Raw genomic sequence first — 18,304 nt, 5'->3', positions numbered from 1 at the left:
ATGCTTACGGGTTGCGTTGGTCGCGCGGAAGACGGTGCTAGCCCGACACGCAATCAAAACCACCCGTGGTGAAATGCTTGACGGGTGGCACGTGGGGGTGTAGGGAATCGCTGGACAAGTGTGTCCATTTCCTATAGGATAATTCGTTGCGCTGGATTTTGTATCCGATGCTCTGTACTGAGTGGGACACACGATGATTTTTTCATCAACTTTGAGGCTTTGCCAAATTTGACACGAAGCGCCTGAACAGGTTGCAAAAAGTCAGTTTGACAAGGTCCGTTAGTCATTCCCTCATTACGGACCCCATTGGGTGCTTTTATCCGCTTAAACGACCATCACAAGACCGTACACAAATGTGGGCGGCTTCCACTACCGCAGCGAACTCCGCCGCGCGGCCCGGAAGTTGATCGCCCGCAGTGCTGGAAGGACCCATCTTGGCAGTCTCCCGCCAGACAAGCACAGTGGCTGGAATTCCTGGAGCTTCGCAGCGTTATTCCTTTGCGAAGATTGATTCTCCAATTGAGGTTCCTGGCCTTCTCGACCTCCAACGAGAGTCCTTCGCTTGGCTCATCGGTTCGCCTGAGTGGCGTGCCCGTGCCCAGGCAGAGGCAGGGGAAGACGTCCGCATTACCAGCGGACTTGAGGATATCCTCGAGGAACTTTCCCCAATTGAAGATTACTCGGAAAACATGAGCCTGACGCTCTCCGAGCCACGCTTTGAAGACGTGAAAAGCACGATTGACGAAGCGAAAGATAAGGACATCAACTACGCGGCGCCACTGTATGTGACCGCCGAATTCACCAATGCGATGTCCGGTGAGATTAAGTCCCAGACCGTCTTCATCGGTGATTTCCCGATGATGACCGACAAGGGCACGTTCATCATTAACGGTACCGAGCGCGTAGTTGTATCCCAGCTCGTTCGTTCTCCTGGTGTTTACTTTGACGCCTCGATCGACGCGTCTACCGAGCGTCCTTTGCACGGTGTGAAGGTCATCCCTTCCCGTGGTGCGTGGTTGGAATTCGACGTGGACAAGCGAGACACCGTTGGTGTACGCATTGACCGCAAGCGCCGTCAGCCGGTCACGGTTTTGCTGAAGGCTCTGGGGCTGACCACCCAGGAGATCACCGACCGGTTCGGCTTCTCCGAGATCATGATGTCCACCCTGGAAAAGGATGGTGTGGACAACACTGACGAGGCTTTGCTGGAAATCTACCGCAAGCAGCGCCCAGGTGAGTCTCCAACTCGCGACTCCGCCCAGGCACTGCTGGAGAATTCCTTCTTCAAGGCAAAGCGTTACGACCTGGCGAAGGTGGGCCGCTACAAGGTCAACCGCAAGCTGGGCCTCGGTGGCGATAATGAGGGCAATATGACCCTCACTGAGGAAGACATCCTCACTACCATTGAGTACTTGGTGCGCCTGCACGCTGGCGAGAAGACCATGACTTCTCCTGAGGGTGTGGAGATTCCCATCGGTACTGACGACATTGACCACTTCGGTAACCGTCGCCTGCGTACTGTCGGTGAGCTGATTCAGAACCAGGTTCGTGTTGGCCTGTCCCGTATGGAGCGCGTTGTTCGTGAGCGCATGACCACGCAGGATGCGGAGTCTATCACTCCGACGTCCCTGATTAATGTGCGCCCAGTCTCCGCTGCGATCCGCGAGTTCTTCGGAACTTCCCAGCTGTCGCAGTTCTTGGATCAGAACAACTCCCTGTCCGGCCTGACCCACAAGCGTCGCTTGTCCGCGCTGGGTCCGGGTGGTTTGTCTCGTGAGCGCGCTGGCCTGGAAGTCCGCGACGTTCACCCATCGCACTATGGTCGTATGTGCCCAATTGAGACACCCGAGGGACCAAACATTGGTCTGATCGGTTCCCTTTCCTCCTACGCTCGGGTGAACCCCTTTGGTTTCATTGAGACGCCATACCGCCGCGTGATTGATGGTCAGATCACCGACGAAGTGCACTACTTCACCGCAGACGAGGAAGATCGCCACGTCATCGCTCAGGCGAACACACCGTTCGACGAGAATCACCGCTTCACCGAGGAAACTATTGAGGTTCGCCTCCGTGGTGGCGATGTGGAGGTCGTCCCCGTCGCCGAGGTGGATTACATGGACGTTTCGCCACGACAGATGGTTTCCGTGGCGACGGCAATGATTCCATTCCTTGAGCACGACGACGCTAACCGTGCATTGATGGGTGCGAACATGCAGCGCCAGGCTGTTCCGCTGCTGCGCTCCGAGGCTCCTTTTGTGGGCACCGGTATGGAGCTGCGCGCGGCGTACGACGCCGGCGATATGATCATCGCGCCGAAGGCCGGTGTAGTGGAGTACGTTTCCGCTGACTACATCACCGTGATGGATGATGAGGGTATCCGCGATACCTTCATGCTGCGTAAGTTCGAGCGCACGAACCAGGGCACGAGCTACAACCAGAAGCCACTGGTTAATGAGGGCGATCGCGTGGAGGCCGGCCAAGTGCTGGCAGATGGCCCAGGCACTGCCGAAGGCGAGATGGCTCTGGGTAAGAACCTTCTGGTGGCATTCATGCCATGGGAGGGTCACAACTACGAGGACGCCATCATCTTGAACCAGCGCATGGTTGAGGAAGATGTCCTAACGTCCATCCACATCGAAGAGCACGAGATCGATGCTCGCGATACCAAGTTGGGACCAGAGGAAATCACTCGCGACATTCCTAATGTGGGCGAGGACGTGTTGGCCGATCTCGACGAACGTGGCATCATCCGCATCGGCGCCGATGTTCGTGATGGTGACATCTTGGTGGGTAAGGTCACCCCGAAGGGTGAGACCGAGCTGACCCCGGAAGAGCGCCTGCTACGCGCAATCTTCGGCGAGAAGGCTCGCGAGGTCCGTGATACGTCCATGAAGGTGCCGCACGGTGAAACCGGTAAGGTTATCGGCGTCCGTGTCTTCTCCCGTGAGGACGATGACGATTTGGCTCCGGGCGTGAATGAGATGGTCCGGGTGTACGTCGCCCAGAAGCGTAAGATCCAGGACGGCGATAAGTTGGCCGGACGTCACGGTAATAAGGGTGTTGTGGGCAAGATTCTGCCTGCTGAGGACATGCCTTTCCTGCCGGATGGCACACCAATCGACATTATCTTGAATACCCACGGTGTGCCTCGTCGTATGAACATCGGTCAGGTGCTGGAAGTGCACTTGGGCTGGCTAGCGAAGGCCGGTTGGAAGGTCGACACGGACTCGCAGGATCCAAAGATCCAGAAGATGCTGGAGACCCTGCCATCCGAGCTGTACGACGTCCCATCGGATTCGTTGACCGCAACTCCTGTGTTCGACGGTGCTTCCAACGCGGAACTGTCCGGTCTGCTGCGTTCTTCCCGTCCAAACCGCGACGGCATCCGCCTTGTGGATGACTTCGGCAAGGCACAGCTGATGGACGGTCGCTCTGGCGAGCCATTCCCGTACCCAGTCTCCGTGGGTTACATGTACATGCTGAAGCTGCACCACTTGGTTGACGAGAAGATTCACGCTCGTTCCACCGGTCCTTACTCCATGATTACCCAGCAGCCACTGGGTGGTAAGGCGCAGTTCGGTGGCCAGCGCTTCGGCGAGATGGAGGTGTGGGCAATGCAGGCCTACGGCGCTGCTTACACCCTCCAAGAGCTTCTGACTATTAAGTCCGACGACGTTGTTGGTCGTGTGAAGGTCTACGAGGCCATCGTGAAGGGTGACAACATCCCTGACCCAGGCATCCCGGAGTCCTTCAAGGTGCTGCTCAAGGAGCTGCAGTCCCTCTGCCTGAACGTAGAGGTGCTGGCCGCCGACGGCACCCCAATGGAGCTGTCCTCTGACGATGATGACGAGCTGGAGAACGCAAATGCGGCCCTCGGCATCAACTTGTCTCGTGACGAGCGTCCAGACGCTGACATGGATGTCAGCTAGGGACCTGAAGACCTCAACAAACTGACCTTCGTTCATCATCCAAGGCCCTCCGCATCAGGAGGGGAAAGGAAGTTCACGTGCTGGACGTCAACTTCTTCGACGAGCTTCGCATCGGCCTGGCTACGGCAGACGACATCCGTCGTTGGTCCCGTGGCGAGGTAAAGAAGCCCGAAACGATTAACTACCGTACTCTCAAGCCAGAGAAGGACGGTCTGTTCTGCGAGCGCATCTTCGGTCCTACCCGCGACTGGGAATGTGCTTGCGGTAAGTACAAGCGTGTCCGCTACAAGGGCATCATCTGTGAGCGCTGTGGTGTGGAAGTCACCAAGTCCAAGGTGCGCCGTGAGCGCATGGGGCACATTGAGTTGGCTGCTCCCGTAACGCACATTTGGTACTTCAAGGGCGTTCCATCCCGTCTGGGTTACCTGTTGGACCTCGCTCCGAAGGATCTGGAAAAGATCATCTACTTCGCGGCGAACATCATCACCTCTGTGGACGAAGAGGGCCGTCACAACGACCAGTCCACCCTCGAGGCCGAGATGATGTTGGAGAAGAAGGAAGTCGAGGCCGACCGCGATGCGGAACTGGCCGAGCGTTCCGAGACCCTCGAGCAGGATTTGGCTGAGGCAGAGGCTGCCGGTCTGAAGGCCGATGCCAAGCGCAAGATCCAGACCGCCGCAGAGCGCGAGATGCGACACATCCGTGAGCGTGCCGACCGCGAGATCGACCGCCTAGACGAGATCTGGAACACCTTCGTCAAGCTGGCTCCAAAGCAGATGATCGTCGATGAGAACATCTACACCGAGCTGCAGGACCGCTACGAGGATTACTTCACTGGTGGCATGGGTGCTGAGTCCATTCAGACTCTGATCCGCAACTTCGACCTGGAAGCCGAGGCCGAGTCTCTCCGTGAGATCATCCGCGATGGTAAGGGTCAGAAGAAGCTCCGCGCCCTGAAACGCCTGAAGGTTGTTGCAGCTTTCTTGCGCTCCGGTAACGATCCCGCTGGCATGGTTCTGGACTGCATCCCAGTGATCCCTCCGGAGCTCCGCCCGATGGTGCAGCTCGACGGTGGTCGCTTCGCCACGTCCGACCTCAACGACCTGTATCGCCGCGTTATCAACCGCAATAACCGCCTGAAGCGCATGCTGGATCTCGGCGCTCCTGAGATCATCGTGAACAACGAGAAGCGCATGCTGCAGGAATCCGTTGACGCGCTGTTCGACAACGGCCGTCGTGGACGTCCGGTCACTGGCCCAGGTAACCGCCCGCTGAAGTCCCTTTCTGACTTGCTGAAGGGTAAGCAAGGACGTTTCCGTCAGAACCTGCTGGGTAAGCGCGTGGACTACTCCGGTCGTTCTGTGATTATCGTTGGTCCGCAGCTGAAGCTGCACCAGTGTGGTTTGCCAAAGCTGATGGCTTTGGAGCTGTTCAAGCCATTCGTTATGAAACGTCTGGTGGAAAAGAGCTACGCCCAAAACATCAAGTCCGCTAAGCGCATGGTGGAGCGTCAGCGCTCCGAGGTGTGGGACGTTCTGGAAGAGGCCATCGCAGAGCACCCAGTGATGTTGAACCGTGCACCAACTCTGCACCGTCTGGGTATCCAGGCGTTCGAGCCAATCCTGGTTGAAGGTAAGGCTATCCAGCTGCACCCACTGGCATGTGAGGCCTTCAACGCCGACTTCGACGGTGACCAGATGGCAGTGCACCTGCCACTGTCCGCTGAGGCACAAGCTGAGGCTCGCATCCTGATGCTGGCTTCCAACAACATTTTGTCCCCAGCATCCGGTAAGCCGCTGGCTATGCCTCGTCTGGACATGGTGACTGGCCTGTACTACCTGACCCTGGTCAAGGGTGAGGACGAGTTCGGTGGGCAGGGTGCTTACCAGCCAGCTACCGAGGACGGTCCAGCAAAGGGTGTTTACTCTTCCCTAGCCGAAGCCATCATGGCGTACGACCGCGGCACCTTGGGCCTGCAGGCTCCGATTCACGTTCGAATCAACCACCTGCGCCCAACGGCTGAGGTTGAAGCAGAACTGTTCCCAGACGGTTGGCAGCGCGGTGAGACCTGGTTGGCTAAGACAACCCTGGGCCGCGTGCTGTTCAACGAGTTGCTGCCATGGAACTACCCATACGTTGAGGGCGTTATGGCCAAGAAGCCACAGGCTACGGTCATTAACGACTTGGCGGCGAAGTACCCAATGATCACGGTTGCGCAGACTGTGGACAAGCTCAAGGATGCCGGTTTCTACTGGGCAACCCGCTCCGGCGTGACCATCACCATGCACGACGTGTTGGTTCTGCCGAACAAGCAGGAAGTCCTAGACGAGTACGAGGCTAAGGCTCGTGTTATCGAGAAGAAGCTGGCACGAGGCAAGATCAATGAAGCCGAGCGCTACCAGTCCCTAGTTGACCTGTGGAAGGAAGCAACGGACTTTGTGGGTCAGTCGGTGGAGAACCTGTACCCGGATGACAACCCGATCCCGATGATCGTGAAGTCCGGTGCTGCCGGTAACATGCGCCAGATCTGGACCCTGGCCGGCATGAAGGGCATGGTTACTAACTCTCGTGGTGAGTACATCACCCGTCCAGTGAAGACCTCCTTCCGTGAAGGCCTGTCCGTGCTGGAGTACTTCAACAACTCCCACGGTTCTCGTAAGGGCCTGGCCGATACCGCTCTGCGTACCGCCGACTCGGGTTACCTGACCCGTCGTCTGGTGGACGTGGCACAGGACGTCATCGTTCGCGAGGACGACTGTGGTACCTCCCAGGGTGTCGTCATGGACGTCACCACGCCAATCCTCGATGGCGAGGGCAAGCCTACGGGTCAGTTCGTCGCCGCAGACTTCGTGGAGACCTCCGTACTGGGTCGCTACTTGGCGGCCGACGCCAAGGATTCCGAGGGCAACGTCAAACTCGAGGCTGGCAAGGTTGTTGGCGAGCTCGAGCTGAAGGCGCTCATCGATGCGGGTGTGGAGAACGTCAAGGTTCGTTCTGTTATGACCTGTGCGACGGCCACGGGCGTGTGCTCCACTTGCTACGGCCGTTCGATGGCAACCGGTAAGAAGGTTGAAATCGGCGAGGCCGTGGGCATCGTGGCTGCACAGTCCATTGGTGAGCCTGGTACCCAGCTGACAATGCGTACGTTCCACCTTGGTGGCGTCGGTGGCGATATTACGGGTGGTTTGCCACGCGTGCAGGAGCTGTTCGAAGCACGTGTACCCAAGGCAAAGTCCCCAATCGCTTCCGTTGATGGTCGCGTGAAGATCGAGGACGACGATGCGTTCTACACCCTCACGATCGTCCCAGATGACGGTTCCGACGAGGTCGTGTACGAGAAGCTGTCCAAGCGCCAGGGCCTGGCAACTTTGGGCACGGGTGGCGTAGAGCGTCCAATCCGCGAGGGCGATCGTGTCAAGATGGGCCAGCAGCTGCTGAAGGGTGCAGCAGATCCCCACGAGGTTCTGCGTGTTCTCGGCCGTCGTGGCGTGCAGCAGCACCTGATTAACGAAGTCCAGAAGGTCTACCGTGATCAGGGTGTGGCTATTCACGACAAGCACATCGAGATCATCGTTCGCCAGATGTTGCGCCGCGTGACAGTCATCGACTCGGGTTCCACCGAGTTCCTCCCGGGTTCCTTGGTGGAGCACGCAGATGCCGTGGCAGCTTCCAAGGAGGCCGTCAAGTCCGGCGGTCGCCCAGTCGAGGTTCGCGCTGAGATCATGGGTATCACCAAGGCCTCACTGGCAACCGAGTCGTGGCTGTCCGCAGCATCCTTCCAGGAGACCACTCGTGTTCTTACGGATGCCGCTATCAACAAGCGTTCCGATAAGCTGATTGGTCTTAAGGAGAACGTGATCATCGGTAAGCTGATCCCGGCTGGCACGGGTATTGCTCGCTACCGCAACATTTCTGTGGAGCCAACCGAAGAGGCACGTGCAGCGGCTTACTCCCTGCCCTCCACCTTCGGTGACGGTTTCTACGGCGACGAAGGCTACGGAGAATTCACCGGAGCTGCGGTTCCACTGGACGACATGGAACTCTAAGTCCGCGGGGGGGGCATGAGTGGGGCTTGAGCCCCACAACATCTGTCCCCCTAAGCAGGTGACTTGAGAACCAAGTGCCAACGCCCTCGCCTCTCAACCCGATTTGGGTAGGGAGGTGGGGGCGTTTTTCGCGTGCAGGCTGTGCATCCGAATATCTGCGGGCCCCTCGCATACTGCGAGTTCACCGCCCTTCGTCTGTACTACCCATTTGCTACATAAACCACTGCTTATGGGTGTAATATTTGCTACCTAAGTGGCCATTACGGTTTGGTTTGGTTTCACCCAACTTCACATAGGGTGCGAGTGAGTAAACGGGAAGGCGCTCGATGAGCGATTGGCAAGGTTCTGGGTTCAATCAACCCACGGGTAGCGGCAACCCGACTAGAAACAGCGGTGGCTTCAGTGGTGGTTTCGGCGGTCCAACCGGCACCGGCGCTGGCTACGGTGACTCCGGGTTCGCGGGGTCAAACAATAGCACTTTTGGCTCACGTGATGACTACTCACAAAGTGGTTTTGATAGCACCAGCCAAGGATTCGGTGGAAGTAGTTTCTCTCAGTCAGCGAGTGGACAGGGCGGACAGGTTGGACAAGGCGGCAATCTGGCCTTCACATCGGCCCCACATCTCATGCTTCTACCAAGTCTGGTCAGTAGCGTTATCTCCATCACCTTGTCACTGATTCTGTTTCTCGGAGGTTTAACCGTTTCCAACGGCATGTATTTCCCTTTGGCGTTCGGGGCGTGGGCGCTGGCTGGAATTATTGGTGTGGTTGGTCTGGGACCGTATTTTTCTGCTGATAACGCACGGCGGACAGCCGGAATTTACCAAATCGTGGGGTGGAAACAAGGCCTGTACTGGGCAACAATTTTCGCGGTTTTAGTGGGCGTTGTACTTTCGGCTATTCATCTTGGTATTTGGGTTGGTAAAAGCTAATGGCTATTTGGCGGAAAAACATTGAGCTTCACGCGGGAGCACGATTGAATAAAAACAGCTTTACTCAAAAGGTGCTGGCAGCAGGTTTTGCAGGGTTACTACTCACCAGTTTCGGCCCCGTGGCGCATGCCCAGAATGCTGGGAACGCAACCGGTGAAGCGAACCAAGGGAGCCACGGTCCTCACGCCTCCTCTGGCCGAAAGAATGCTGGCCTCAAACAGCTGGGTTCGTGTGTTTCGCAACGCAAGAATCTAGATGTTGTTTTGTTGATGGACGAGACCGGTAGCTTGGCATCAACCTACAAAGGAGGGCAGAAAACCGATAGACCAGGATCGGACTCGGAGAACAACCGCATTCCGGCTGCCCAAGGCTTTATCGATCAGCTCACAGACCTAGGCGTAGATCGGGGTGTGAAAACCCGTGTGATGCTGGCTGGTTTCGGTGGAAAGTACAAGTCTCATTCAACGGAGCCGGATGCCTACATCGGTTGGAAAGAAGTTTCCCCCGAGACCAATGGTGACCTTAAAGACGAGATCGAGAAGTTCGGATCGCGTGTTGAGGAAATGGAAACCAACCACGCGTTGGGCATTCAGGGTGCCTACAAAGACCTCATGAATGCCAACACAGAGGATAACCCCTGCCGCCTGCTCGTAACCTTTACCGACGGTGAGCTGGCGGTTACCCAAGGTCAGGAACAGGTGAAAAATGATCTGTGCCGCCCAGGTGGGTTGGCAGATCAGTTGCGCGCGCAAGGAATTACCCATGTGGGAATTGGTCTATCGGGGCGTAATAGTCCGCAGAATTTCTCTTTGATGAAAAAGATCACCGAGGGCGGTGGCGAATGTGGAAAACGACCGGGTGACGGTGCGTTTTTCGAAGCGACGGACGTCGGTAGTTTGTTTACCGGATTCCACCAAGCGCTTAATCTGGGCGGGGAAACCAGTGAGGAAGTCGAGGGCGACCAGCCATTCAGATTCTGGCTGGATAGCTCGATAACAGATCTTCGTTTCAATGTCATTTCCCAAGGGAAGCTGACGGATAAGGTGACCATTCAGCTTGTTGCGCCATCCGGAGAGGTCATCGACCTTAAAGAAACCGGTGAAGGCGAACTCGGTGGGTCTAAGGTGTCGTGGTCCACACACCGCGATCCGGTTTTGCGATCCAGTGGCAAACTCTCCAAGGGCAGCAATTCCCGCTGGGATGGAGAATGGTCTATCCGACTGGTGAACCTCTCTCCAGAGGAGAAAAGCACCAAAGTCTTCAACTCTGTGGAGATGCAGCCTGGTTTGAACATCCGGGTTAACGGAAAAGATTCGTCGCCAGTCGACGAGTCCAGCGGAAAAGGCAACCGGACGACGGACACCACCCAGCTTCAGCTTCGTGAGGATGGAAAGCTCAGTCTTGAGCTCGCAAATAACGAAGGTAAAGTACACGAAGTCGCCGGTAGTGCAGTGAGTGTTGTGAAGTTCCATCCAGCGGATGGTTCTACACCAATTCCGCTTGGCGGTCCGATCGACATGAAGTCGGGACGGGCAGAGATCTCCGTTGATCACATCAAGGATCTCCCTGCATCCGGACGTGTCGAGGTGAGCACGACCGTAACGACCAAGGGCCCCGAGGGACGCGAAGGTACCAAGCTGTCACCGATTGTGAATTCTACGGCACTGTCGGTGACGCCCAACGATCTTCCGCAACTGCCTGGGCAGATCACTTTCAATGCTCAGACGGATGAAGCAACGGTTGAGGTTCCAGTCCAAGGACCCGGTCGCGTGTGGATTCCCTCTGGCACAAAGATCAAAGCCGACGTTTTGCCAGATGGCGTGGATAGCCTCCCTGTCTCGGCTGAGAATCAGGATTCTGGCAGCGCTCTCAACCTAGACAAGGGGCAGTCCGGAACTCTCAAGATCAAACTGATTTTCCCGGAAGGTTCGGAGGGCACAGTCGGTGGCACCCTGCCAATCACTGTTTCTACGAAAGATGGTCAGAAAGAGTCCGTGGCACAGGTAGCTATTAAGGGCTCAAAGACCATCCCCTTGAACTCCACGAAGTTCACGATCGGGCTCATTGCCGCCCTATTGGGTGCCATTATTGTCCCGCTGCTGCTGCTTTACGCGATGCGGTGGTTTACTGCACGCGTTGATAAGAAGCAGAGTTTTGGCGCACAACGTATTTCTTTGACCAAGCAGGGGGCCAGCATTTCCTACAACGGTCAAAGCGCGCCTCACATTGACATCAATGAGGTCGCCGATAACCGTGTGCTGCACGATGGTGTGCGTTTCAACGCCACCGGTAGTGGGTTGGCGGTGAAGAAGTTCACCGCCAACCCATTTACGGTCCCGCCAGTGGAAGCCGTCCTTGCTCCATCCATCAGTAGTAGTGGCAAGCAGAATTCCAAGTTGCAAGCTCAGCTCCCTCTTGCAGTCCAAGGCGATTGGTTCCTGACCTACAACGAGGTTAGCCGTGGAATCGATTTGATTGTGCTTCCGCGCCTACCGCTTCTTGAGGAAGACCGGCAGCGAATGGTGAACGACATACTGGACAAGGCTCCGAGTTTGTATGACATATTGGAGGGACAGCTACCCCAGGGTTCCGGCGATTCGTACCAGGCCGACCCAAGCACCGGTGGTTGGAATCGCGGTAGTTTCGGCAGCGGCTCCGCATCCGGTGGGAGGGTAAAAGACGCCGACAGCGCGGGCGGTTGGAACACCAGCTCGTCTGGGAATAATTGGAATCAGGCTTCCCCCAATGAAGGGCAAACCAACCAAGGTGGATGGAACACCGGTAATTCCGAATCCGGATGGAACCAGGGCCCAGCTGATACCGGCTTTGGTAACGGTGCCAGTGGTGGTACGGGCTTTGCTGGGAACTCTGCTTCTGGGGGAAACCCGGGGAATGGATGGTCGCAGCCTCCGCAGAATGAAAAACCGAACGGTTGGGGTCCTCATCGGGAGTAACGAGTCAGGTTCGGCGAACAATTCCGCGAACTGAATTGAACGCACGTTAAGAATAAGTAATTCCTCATTCTTTGACCTTCTAAATAGCTACACACTGATATTCGATACGGAGTAACCATGAAAAAAGTTTTGATCGTTGGCTGCGGTGGTTCCGGTGCTGTGACCTTGGCTTACATGATGGACCAGCTCAAGACCATGCTGGCCGAACGCCTGCCCGAACGTTATAACTCCCCACGAGACGTAAAGCTTCCAGCAGCATGGCAATTCGTTTCCGTTGACGTACCCGTCGCTCCGGAAAAGGCAGGAAAGAATCTGGCGAACGTGGCCGAAGCTGGAGGTCACTACGTTTCATGTGGATCGCCCGCACGATATGCATCCGTAGATGCCACGGTCTCCCACAGCCTGGCAACCAAGAGCGCCCTAGGTTCGGTAGCTAGTTGGGCGATTGCCGATCCCAACCAAGAGACCACACCCATTTCTGCAGGTGCCGGACAGTACCGCGCAATCGGCCGCATGCTTTTGCTGAGCAAGTTGAATCTCGTTCAGAAGGAACTGAAGAACGCGTGGCAGATTCTGTTCAATGCAGAGACGGATCGTGAACTCTCCGAACTATCCGCCCAATTGTCCGGAAGCAACGTTCACGATGCCGATCAGTCCAAGGGCACGCCTCTCGTGTTCGTTGTCTCATCGATGGCTGGCGGTGCGGGTGCTTCCATGGCCATTGACATCTGCCGGTTGCTCAGCAGCTTGAACGGTAACAGCGTTGCCCTTAACTCCTTGTTCATGGTTACTCCGGACATCTTTGGGAAAATCGATGAAGACAAGGTTGCAGGTGCTAACCCAAATGCGTTGGCGATGTTTGCAGAGCTCGTATCTTCCCAACTAGGCGCAGCAGCACAGACCGATCGTCGTATTTTTGAAGCACTGGGCATCACCCTCAACGACGAAAGCATCCCCGTCGGACGTGTTTTCCCGGTGGGTGTGCGCTCAGGCGTTGAAGGTAAGGAACTCGGGGACGGTGAAGCGCGGACAGTGTATCGCGCTCTCGGCCGAGGTCTTGCCGCGTTGATGATCGATTCCAAAGCTATGGGGACATTCGAAGCCCACACCCTCGGCAACCGTGGTGGTTTGACGGGTGATCGCACCTTGTATGGCTGGGGTGTGCCGGATGCAGAAGAAAAGAATATCCCTTGGGGTTCCTATGGCTACGCCCAATTGTCGATGGGGCGTGATCGGTATGCGGAATACGCAGCACAACGTCTGGCCCGCCAAGCGGTCAATAAGATCCTGCAAGGTCACATCGACCCAAATGAAGAAGCAGCAGGAGACGTCCAGATTAAGCGACTGATGGACAATAACGCCCCGCTGTACTTTGGCGAACTGGAAAAAGTCATGCCAACGACACGGCGCGTGGATGACTGGTTGTTGAACTACTTCCGCCAGTCCATCGATGCTTGGTCAGCTGAGCAACTGGATTCCCTGCGTCGCCAACTTCCACCGGGTCACAATATGCGAGGTAACGAGTGGGCAGGGCATGTCCACGAAACCGTCACCGCCTTTAACCAGCAGTTGCAGCAGACCGATACTATGCGGTTGTACGGCGCGGTGAACCAGTGGGCGATGCCCGAAAATGTTCAAGAAGGTTTCTTGCGCGTGGTTCGGCGCGAGATTGCTCGCTATGGTGCGCCGTACGGCGCAGCAGTTGTCGAAAGAATTTTGCAGAGTATTCGAGAAGGTGTTACTCCACAGCTGCGAGGGCTTACGAGTGCGGGGAATATTGTGGTCCCGGATACCATTAATCGGTTGGGTAGAAACCGAGTCGCAGACACGAGCTCGTTGGTTCAGGAACTTCTGAACTCCGCGCAACATTCCCTGCGTTTTATCGCTGGTTCCCATATCGCCAAGCTCATGGTGCAAGTGCTGGAGGACTTCTGTCCGAACTTCATTGAGCCGCTGCTTCGCGTTATGCGCGAAGAACTGCGAGAACTCGAAAAGATGGCGGAACTGCAGCAGGATTCTAGCCTGGGTATTGCGCAGTTGAAGACAGATGTGCCGAATCTTTGGCCGGAAGAAAGCAATCTGGTTCCGAAGCGCTTCGACCAAGCGGCCAACGAAGTGTTCCTCACGGAAGTCCGCGAATTCCCCAGCCAGTTCCAGTCGGACCTCATCCGTTCTGTCAGTACCGATAGCTTTCAACCGGATTACAACACGTCTCTACACCTTGCGGCGCAGAAGGTCATTGATGGTGAATGGGAGTCCCTCGCAGGCGCAGAACAGGCACCCGCGAATCTACTGCGATTGGTTGAACCATGGGTTGCAAAAGTCCTCGTTCGCGATCCCGAAACTGGTGTGCTGCGGGAACCACACCAAAGTCGCTTCGACTTCAACATCGGTTCAGGTGCAGTCTTGAGTCGATCACGTGGATACATTTACCGACGTGGGTACTCGTTCCACGAATTCATTACACAGTCACTGCGTGATTATGTGATGAGTCCTGCACTAGCCGAAAGCGAACGCGCTGATCGTCGTCGTCACCTCATCTCCAAGTTCGAGCTGACCATGCGCAATGCGCTGCCTTTGGCGCAGGTCAATAAGGAACTGGTCGAGCGTATTTACAAGCGCGAAGTCAGTTACAACTTCAACTTCAGCACCATTCCTTTTGAAGGGGACGTGTTGGCCGACGAACTGCAAGCTTCGGTGGCTCGATTCCCTAACTTCTCTACGGCGGATTCAACTCGTCCGCTGGAAAACTATCTAGCCAATCAAGGTGAAGAGCGCTCAATCGACATTTTCGGTTCGTACCCGAATTATGCGCCTATCGTTTTCAGCTCTCTGCTGCCACGAATTCGCGATCAGTGGCAGCGCACGCCTGGCACCCGTGCGTCGTTCTGGCAGTCCCGTCGCGCCCGTCCCCTGCCAGCCGCCCTTCCAATGCACCCGGTCGAGCGCAGGGCGATGATCGGTGGTTGGTATGTCGGATGGATCACGGGTCGCCTCATCTTCCCGCTGGGACAAAAGCTGGATGTAAGCGATACCGAGCCAATTCAGGTGTTCGATTCCGAACGCGGACGTTGGCTGAGTTTCGAAGCGCCAATGCTGACTCCTCCGTCCCGGTTGCGGTCTCCGCTGGATTGGTTGCCCTCCGTTCTTGAATCCCAATCACTGGCGTGGACCGGGGTTCACGAAGCGCCACTGTTTGAATCGATTCGTCCGTATGCCGAACTTCGCAAGCTATACGATTCGGCGTCGACCCCAACCGTAGGATCGCGAACGCTGGAAGCGCAACGGTTGCTGAACGCCTGGATCTTTACCGGTAACCGGCCGACCGATCACAACGCGATTCTTGAAGAGACACCGGATACGACTGCGGAACAACGCAGGGATGAAGCAATTGCGTTCCTGGAAAAGCACCGAAACTTCACGCAGGCCTATGTCCCGAGCGACATTTTGTTCGACGGAAGTGCCCAAGCTGGCCATCAGGAGCGCGAATTCGCAGATATTCGCGATCGAGGAATAGCGTCCATCCTGCCGTTCTACGCAGATTTGGCGCCGGATATAAATGAAATGCTTGCTTCATTAATCGATTTGGTTAAGGCAGCCTACAACGATGGTGATCCTGCACAGCGCCAGGCAAAACCGATCGATCCGGTCACCCAAACGACGGAACGGCGAGTACTGCCAGGTGAAGGAGTAATGTAATGAGCTTTACGCTATTCGCCGGTCGCGGGCATATCGCTCGAGAGATCGTGGAAATCCTCGAAGATTTCGCGGCACTACAGCTGGTCGATAATTTCGCATGGGTCGATATCGATGCTTTCGAGAATAGTGATTCTCGTGTCTTCGCCGTCCAGCGGTTCCGAGACGAGTTGCGTTCCGGGTATTATCCTCTCACCGATGTTTTGAGTCGAATTGAAACCCGCCATTTCAACCGCGTCATTATCAATGTCCACGGTCAGGAAGGAGGCGGGGTCACCGCCGGGCAGCTAGGCCACTTTGATTCGGTCATGGAGGCTGTTAACCACAATCTACACATCACCTATGCCAACGTCGTGGTTCCTTACGACATGAAATCAGAGTCGGAATTGCCTCTATTCCGCGGTTACATTAACCTGCTAATTTCCCCAGAGGATAGTGACTACCCAGGCAAAGCAGCAGCGCCAATCGGTGGTAACGGCAAGCGCGGTGAAATCTCCACGATCTCGGCGACAACGCTTTCGAGCCTGTGTGGGTTGTGGGAAGGGGCCGTGGAGTGTCCCCTCATGAAGCTCGATTCCGGGGCATCGGATAAGTTCCGATTGGTTCGCGCGTACTACCACCGTGTGGATGGCCAGCAAGCCCAAAGTGTCATCAAATCCGCAGTGTTTGATACGACCGAGAATCCAATCCCTACCGTTTACCTGAATAGTGGTGGCCGTGCTCAGGTGGATTACACCGACAACCCAGTACGATTCGCCGAAGAAAGCGCGGCTGAGCTGTTCGACAATCACGCGACGGTGTTCGAACCCCAACGGACGTCCACCAGTGAACGTCGGGGGGAGAATATATCGGCGGCTGAAGCACGGAAGAGAATTCTCTCGGGCTGGGGTAAATCCTTGGTCAATGGTCCGAAAGACTTTTTCCTTGATGTGCGGGCAGCGTTCCAAGAGTTTTCCGATGATCAATTGCAAAAGCTTTACGGTCATGATTCGCGCATGGTGGTTGGTCGCTTGCAGGAATACGGGCAAGGAGGGGGACGGGACTACCCACCGTTGCCCGAACCCGATCAAATAGCTCGTGATCTGTCTGGTTTTTGGCATGCATACGAAAACACTGCACTGACGCTGTTGGACGCGCGTCCCCGCATGATTAGCGGGTCACGAGGGGAAGCAACCATGCCGAAGACGGTGTGGAACAACGATCGCAATGCTTATTTTGTTGCACGCTCCGCCCGAGATGTCATACCTGGTCCAAGTTCACGATTCGGCGGTGGTCTCTCGGTCGAACTGCAAGCCATCATGGGTGACCAGAAAGTTTCTCCATATGACATCCGGGGCGTACATGAATATGAACAGCGACTTCACCACAGCGGTCGAAGCACAGGCCGAATCATGGGTGAATTTGGCCGCTGGAAGCAAAACCACAGCAATAGCTTCGCGTTCTTTGTGGGCAGCCGCATTCAATCGGAAATTGCGCGAATGCACCAGAAGAAGCAACAAATTCTGGAGCAACTAGAACGTGAAAAGACCCGGACGATTAAGCAGATCCAAGGCACGCCAGGACTTTTCAGCCGCGTGGCGGGCTGGGTAACAGTTCTGACTTTCATCATGTTCTTCGGCGCTAAGCTCATCGTTGAACGTAAGGTTGAACAGCCAGATCGTGTCGGCCTATGGCATTTTGTCGATGCGTGGAACAGCATGGATTCTGAAAAGAAAACATGGATCCTGCTGGGATGGCTTGCCCTCTGGTTAGTTCTCTACTTGACCCAGAAATTCTCGGAAGCCAGGGCTCAGCTGGCGGTAGAGGGCAGCCGGAACCAGATTATTGATCGCATTCAGGCACTCGAGGATGACCTCTACCAGTGTGACGCTAGCCTGCGCCGACTTGAAGTGGCCTACGGGCAGTTTGTCTGCGTATCAGATTTCTGCGGCGCACTTTTGGAGAAGCCCTTCGGTGGGGTGTCGACTCACGTGGATGAATCTGCGGTTCCTTCAAACAAGGTGACTCGAAGTGTTAACTTCCGGGAACTCGATCCCGGTGATCCCCGCGTGGAACGCATTATTAAAGAACGCCGAACCAACTTGTTTAATCAGGGTTGGCTAGACACTTATGTGCAGCGAGGACAAAACGTCGCAATTGAAGCCTTGGCTCGAGAACACAATCGCGCAATTAGGCTCGATGGATTGTTTGCCGTTCAAGGTGGCCCGCAGATGCAGAATAAACTCACCACATTGGCGCAGTATGTGCAAAGTGAAGAGTTCAACGCCATCGATCGGTCGAGGGAAGACTGGGCCCGGATTACTACCGAATTGCGTGATCACAGTACTGAGCTATTGGACTCGGAGTTCACCGCGGATCCTGTGCAGCAGGATGAACAGTCACTGGGTGGGCTGGTAAACGAGGGACGGTTCGTCGGCAGTATTGCATCAGCGGAAGGTCGAACAAGCCGATTGCTCGATCTCGATCCCAGTCTCAGTAGTTACGAGCGACTCTCTTCCGAAGTTGACGCCGTGGGATCCTCCGAGCTGTTGGTCCAAGTGGGGCATCAGGCATCAGAGTCTGAGTTGCAGCGCGGTACCGCAGACAATGGGCATTCCGTGAAGTTCGTCGCGGGTGAGTCAGCGCTACCGGGCGAGGACGTGGTTCAACCCGACGAACACCGTTTTTCCAACAATGCGGGAGAGCCAGGGCCGGTCAATAGCAACAAGCCGACTGGATTCGCGATGCCCGGAGAGGATGTGTTCTAA

At 56.0% G+C, this 18,304-nt stretch carries 6 protein-coding genes; all 6 read left to right on the top strand.

From position 1 onward, the window contains the following. The first annotated feature begins 416 nt into the window (after positions 1 to 416). Complete coding sequence (gene rpoB / locus CAURIC_RS09540) at positions 417 to 3,929, top strand: DNA-directed RNA polymerase subunit beta (protein WP_035113589.1); 3,513 nt, start codon at positions 417 to 419, stop codon at positions 3,927 to 3,929. A 77-nt stretch (positions 3,930 to 4,006) separates the two neighbouring features. Further along, positions 4,007 to 7,975 (top strand): DNA-directed RNA polymerase subunit beta', encoded by a 3,969-nt coding sequence (locus CAURIC_RS09535; protein WP_290182654.1) that lies wholly within the window; start codon positions 4,007 to 4,009, stop codon positions 7,973 to 7,975. 326 nt (positions 7,976 to 8,301) lie between these two features. Further along, entirely contained in the window at positions 8,302 to 8,907 is a 606-nt protein-coding gene (locus tag CAURIC_RS09530) for a hypothetical protein (protein WP_052094927.1), read from the top strand. Further along, positions 8,907 to 11,861 (top strand): hypothetical protein, encoded by a 2,955-nt coding sequence (locus tag CAURIC_RS09525; RefSeq protein ID WP_290182651.1) that lies wholly within the window; start codon positions 8,907 to 8,909, stop codon positions 11,859 to 11,861. The genes CAURIC_RS09530 and CAURIC_RS09525 overlap by 1 nt, the downstream gene beginning before the upstream one ends. 117 nt (positions 11,862 to 11,978) lie before the next feature. Next, a complete protein-coding gene (locus CAURIC_RS09520) occupies positions 11,979 to 15,560 on the top strand; it encodes a tubulin-like doman-containing protein (RefSeq protein WP_052094929.1) in 3,582 nt (1,193 codons plus the stop codon). Further along, positions 15,560 to 18,304 (top strand): hypothetical protein, encoded by a 2,745-nt coding sequence (locus CAURIC_RS09515; protein ID WP_290182649.1) that lies wholly within the window; start codon positions 15,560 to 15,562, stop codon positions 18,302 to 18,304. The genes CAURIC_RS09520 and CAURIC_RS09515 overlap by 1 nt, the downstream gene beginning before the upstream one ends.

This window comes from Corynebacterium auriscanis (assembly GCF_030408435.1).
In the GTDB taxonomy this organism is placed as follows: Bacteria; Actinomycetota; Actinomycetes; order Mycobacteriales; family Mycobacteriaceae; genus Corynebacterium; species Corynebacterium auriscanis.
This window is presented reverse-complemented; position numbering and strand designations above follow the sequence as displayed.

Bases quoted from the DNA above. Each gene is read 5' to 3' on its own strand.
- CAURIC_RS09520 (WP_052094929.1), top strand. From the start codon at position 11,979: ATGAAAAAAGTTTTGATCGTTGGCTGCGGTGGTTCCGGTGCTGTGACC.
- CAURIC_RS09515 (WP_290182649.1), top strand. From the start codon at position 15,560: ATGAGCTTTACGCTATTCGCCGGTCGCGGGCATATCGCTCGAGAGATC.
- CAURIC_RS09525 (WP_290182651.1), top strand. From the start codon at position 8,907: ATGGCTATTTGGCGGAAAAACATTGAGCTTCACGCGGGAGCACGATTG.
- CAURIC_RS09530 (WP_052094927.1), top strand. From the start codon at position 8,302: ATGAGCGATTGGCAAGGTTCTGGGTTCAATCAACCCACGGGTAGCGGC.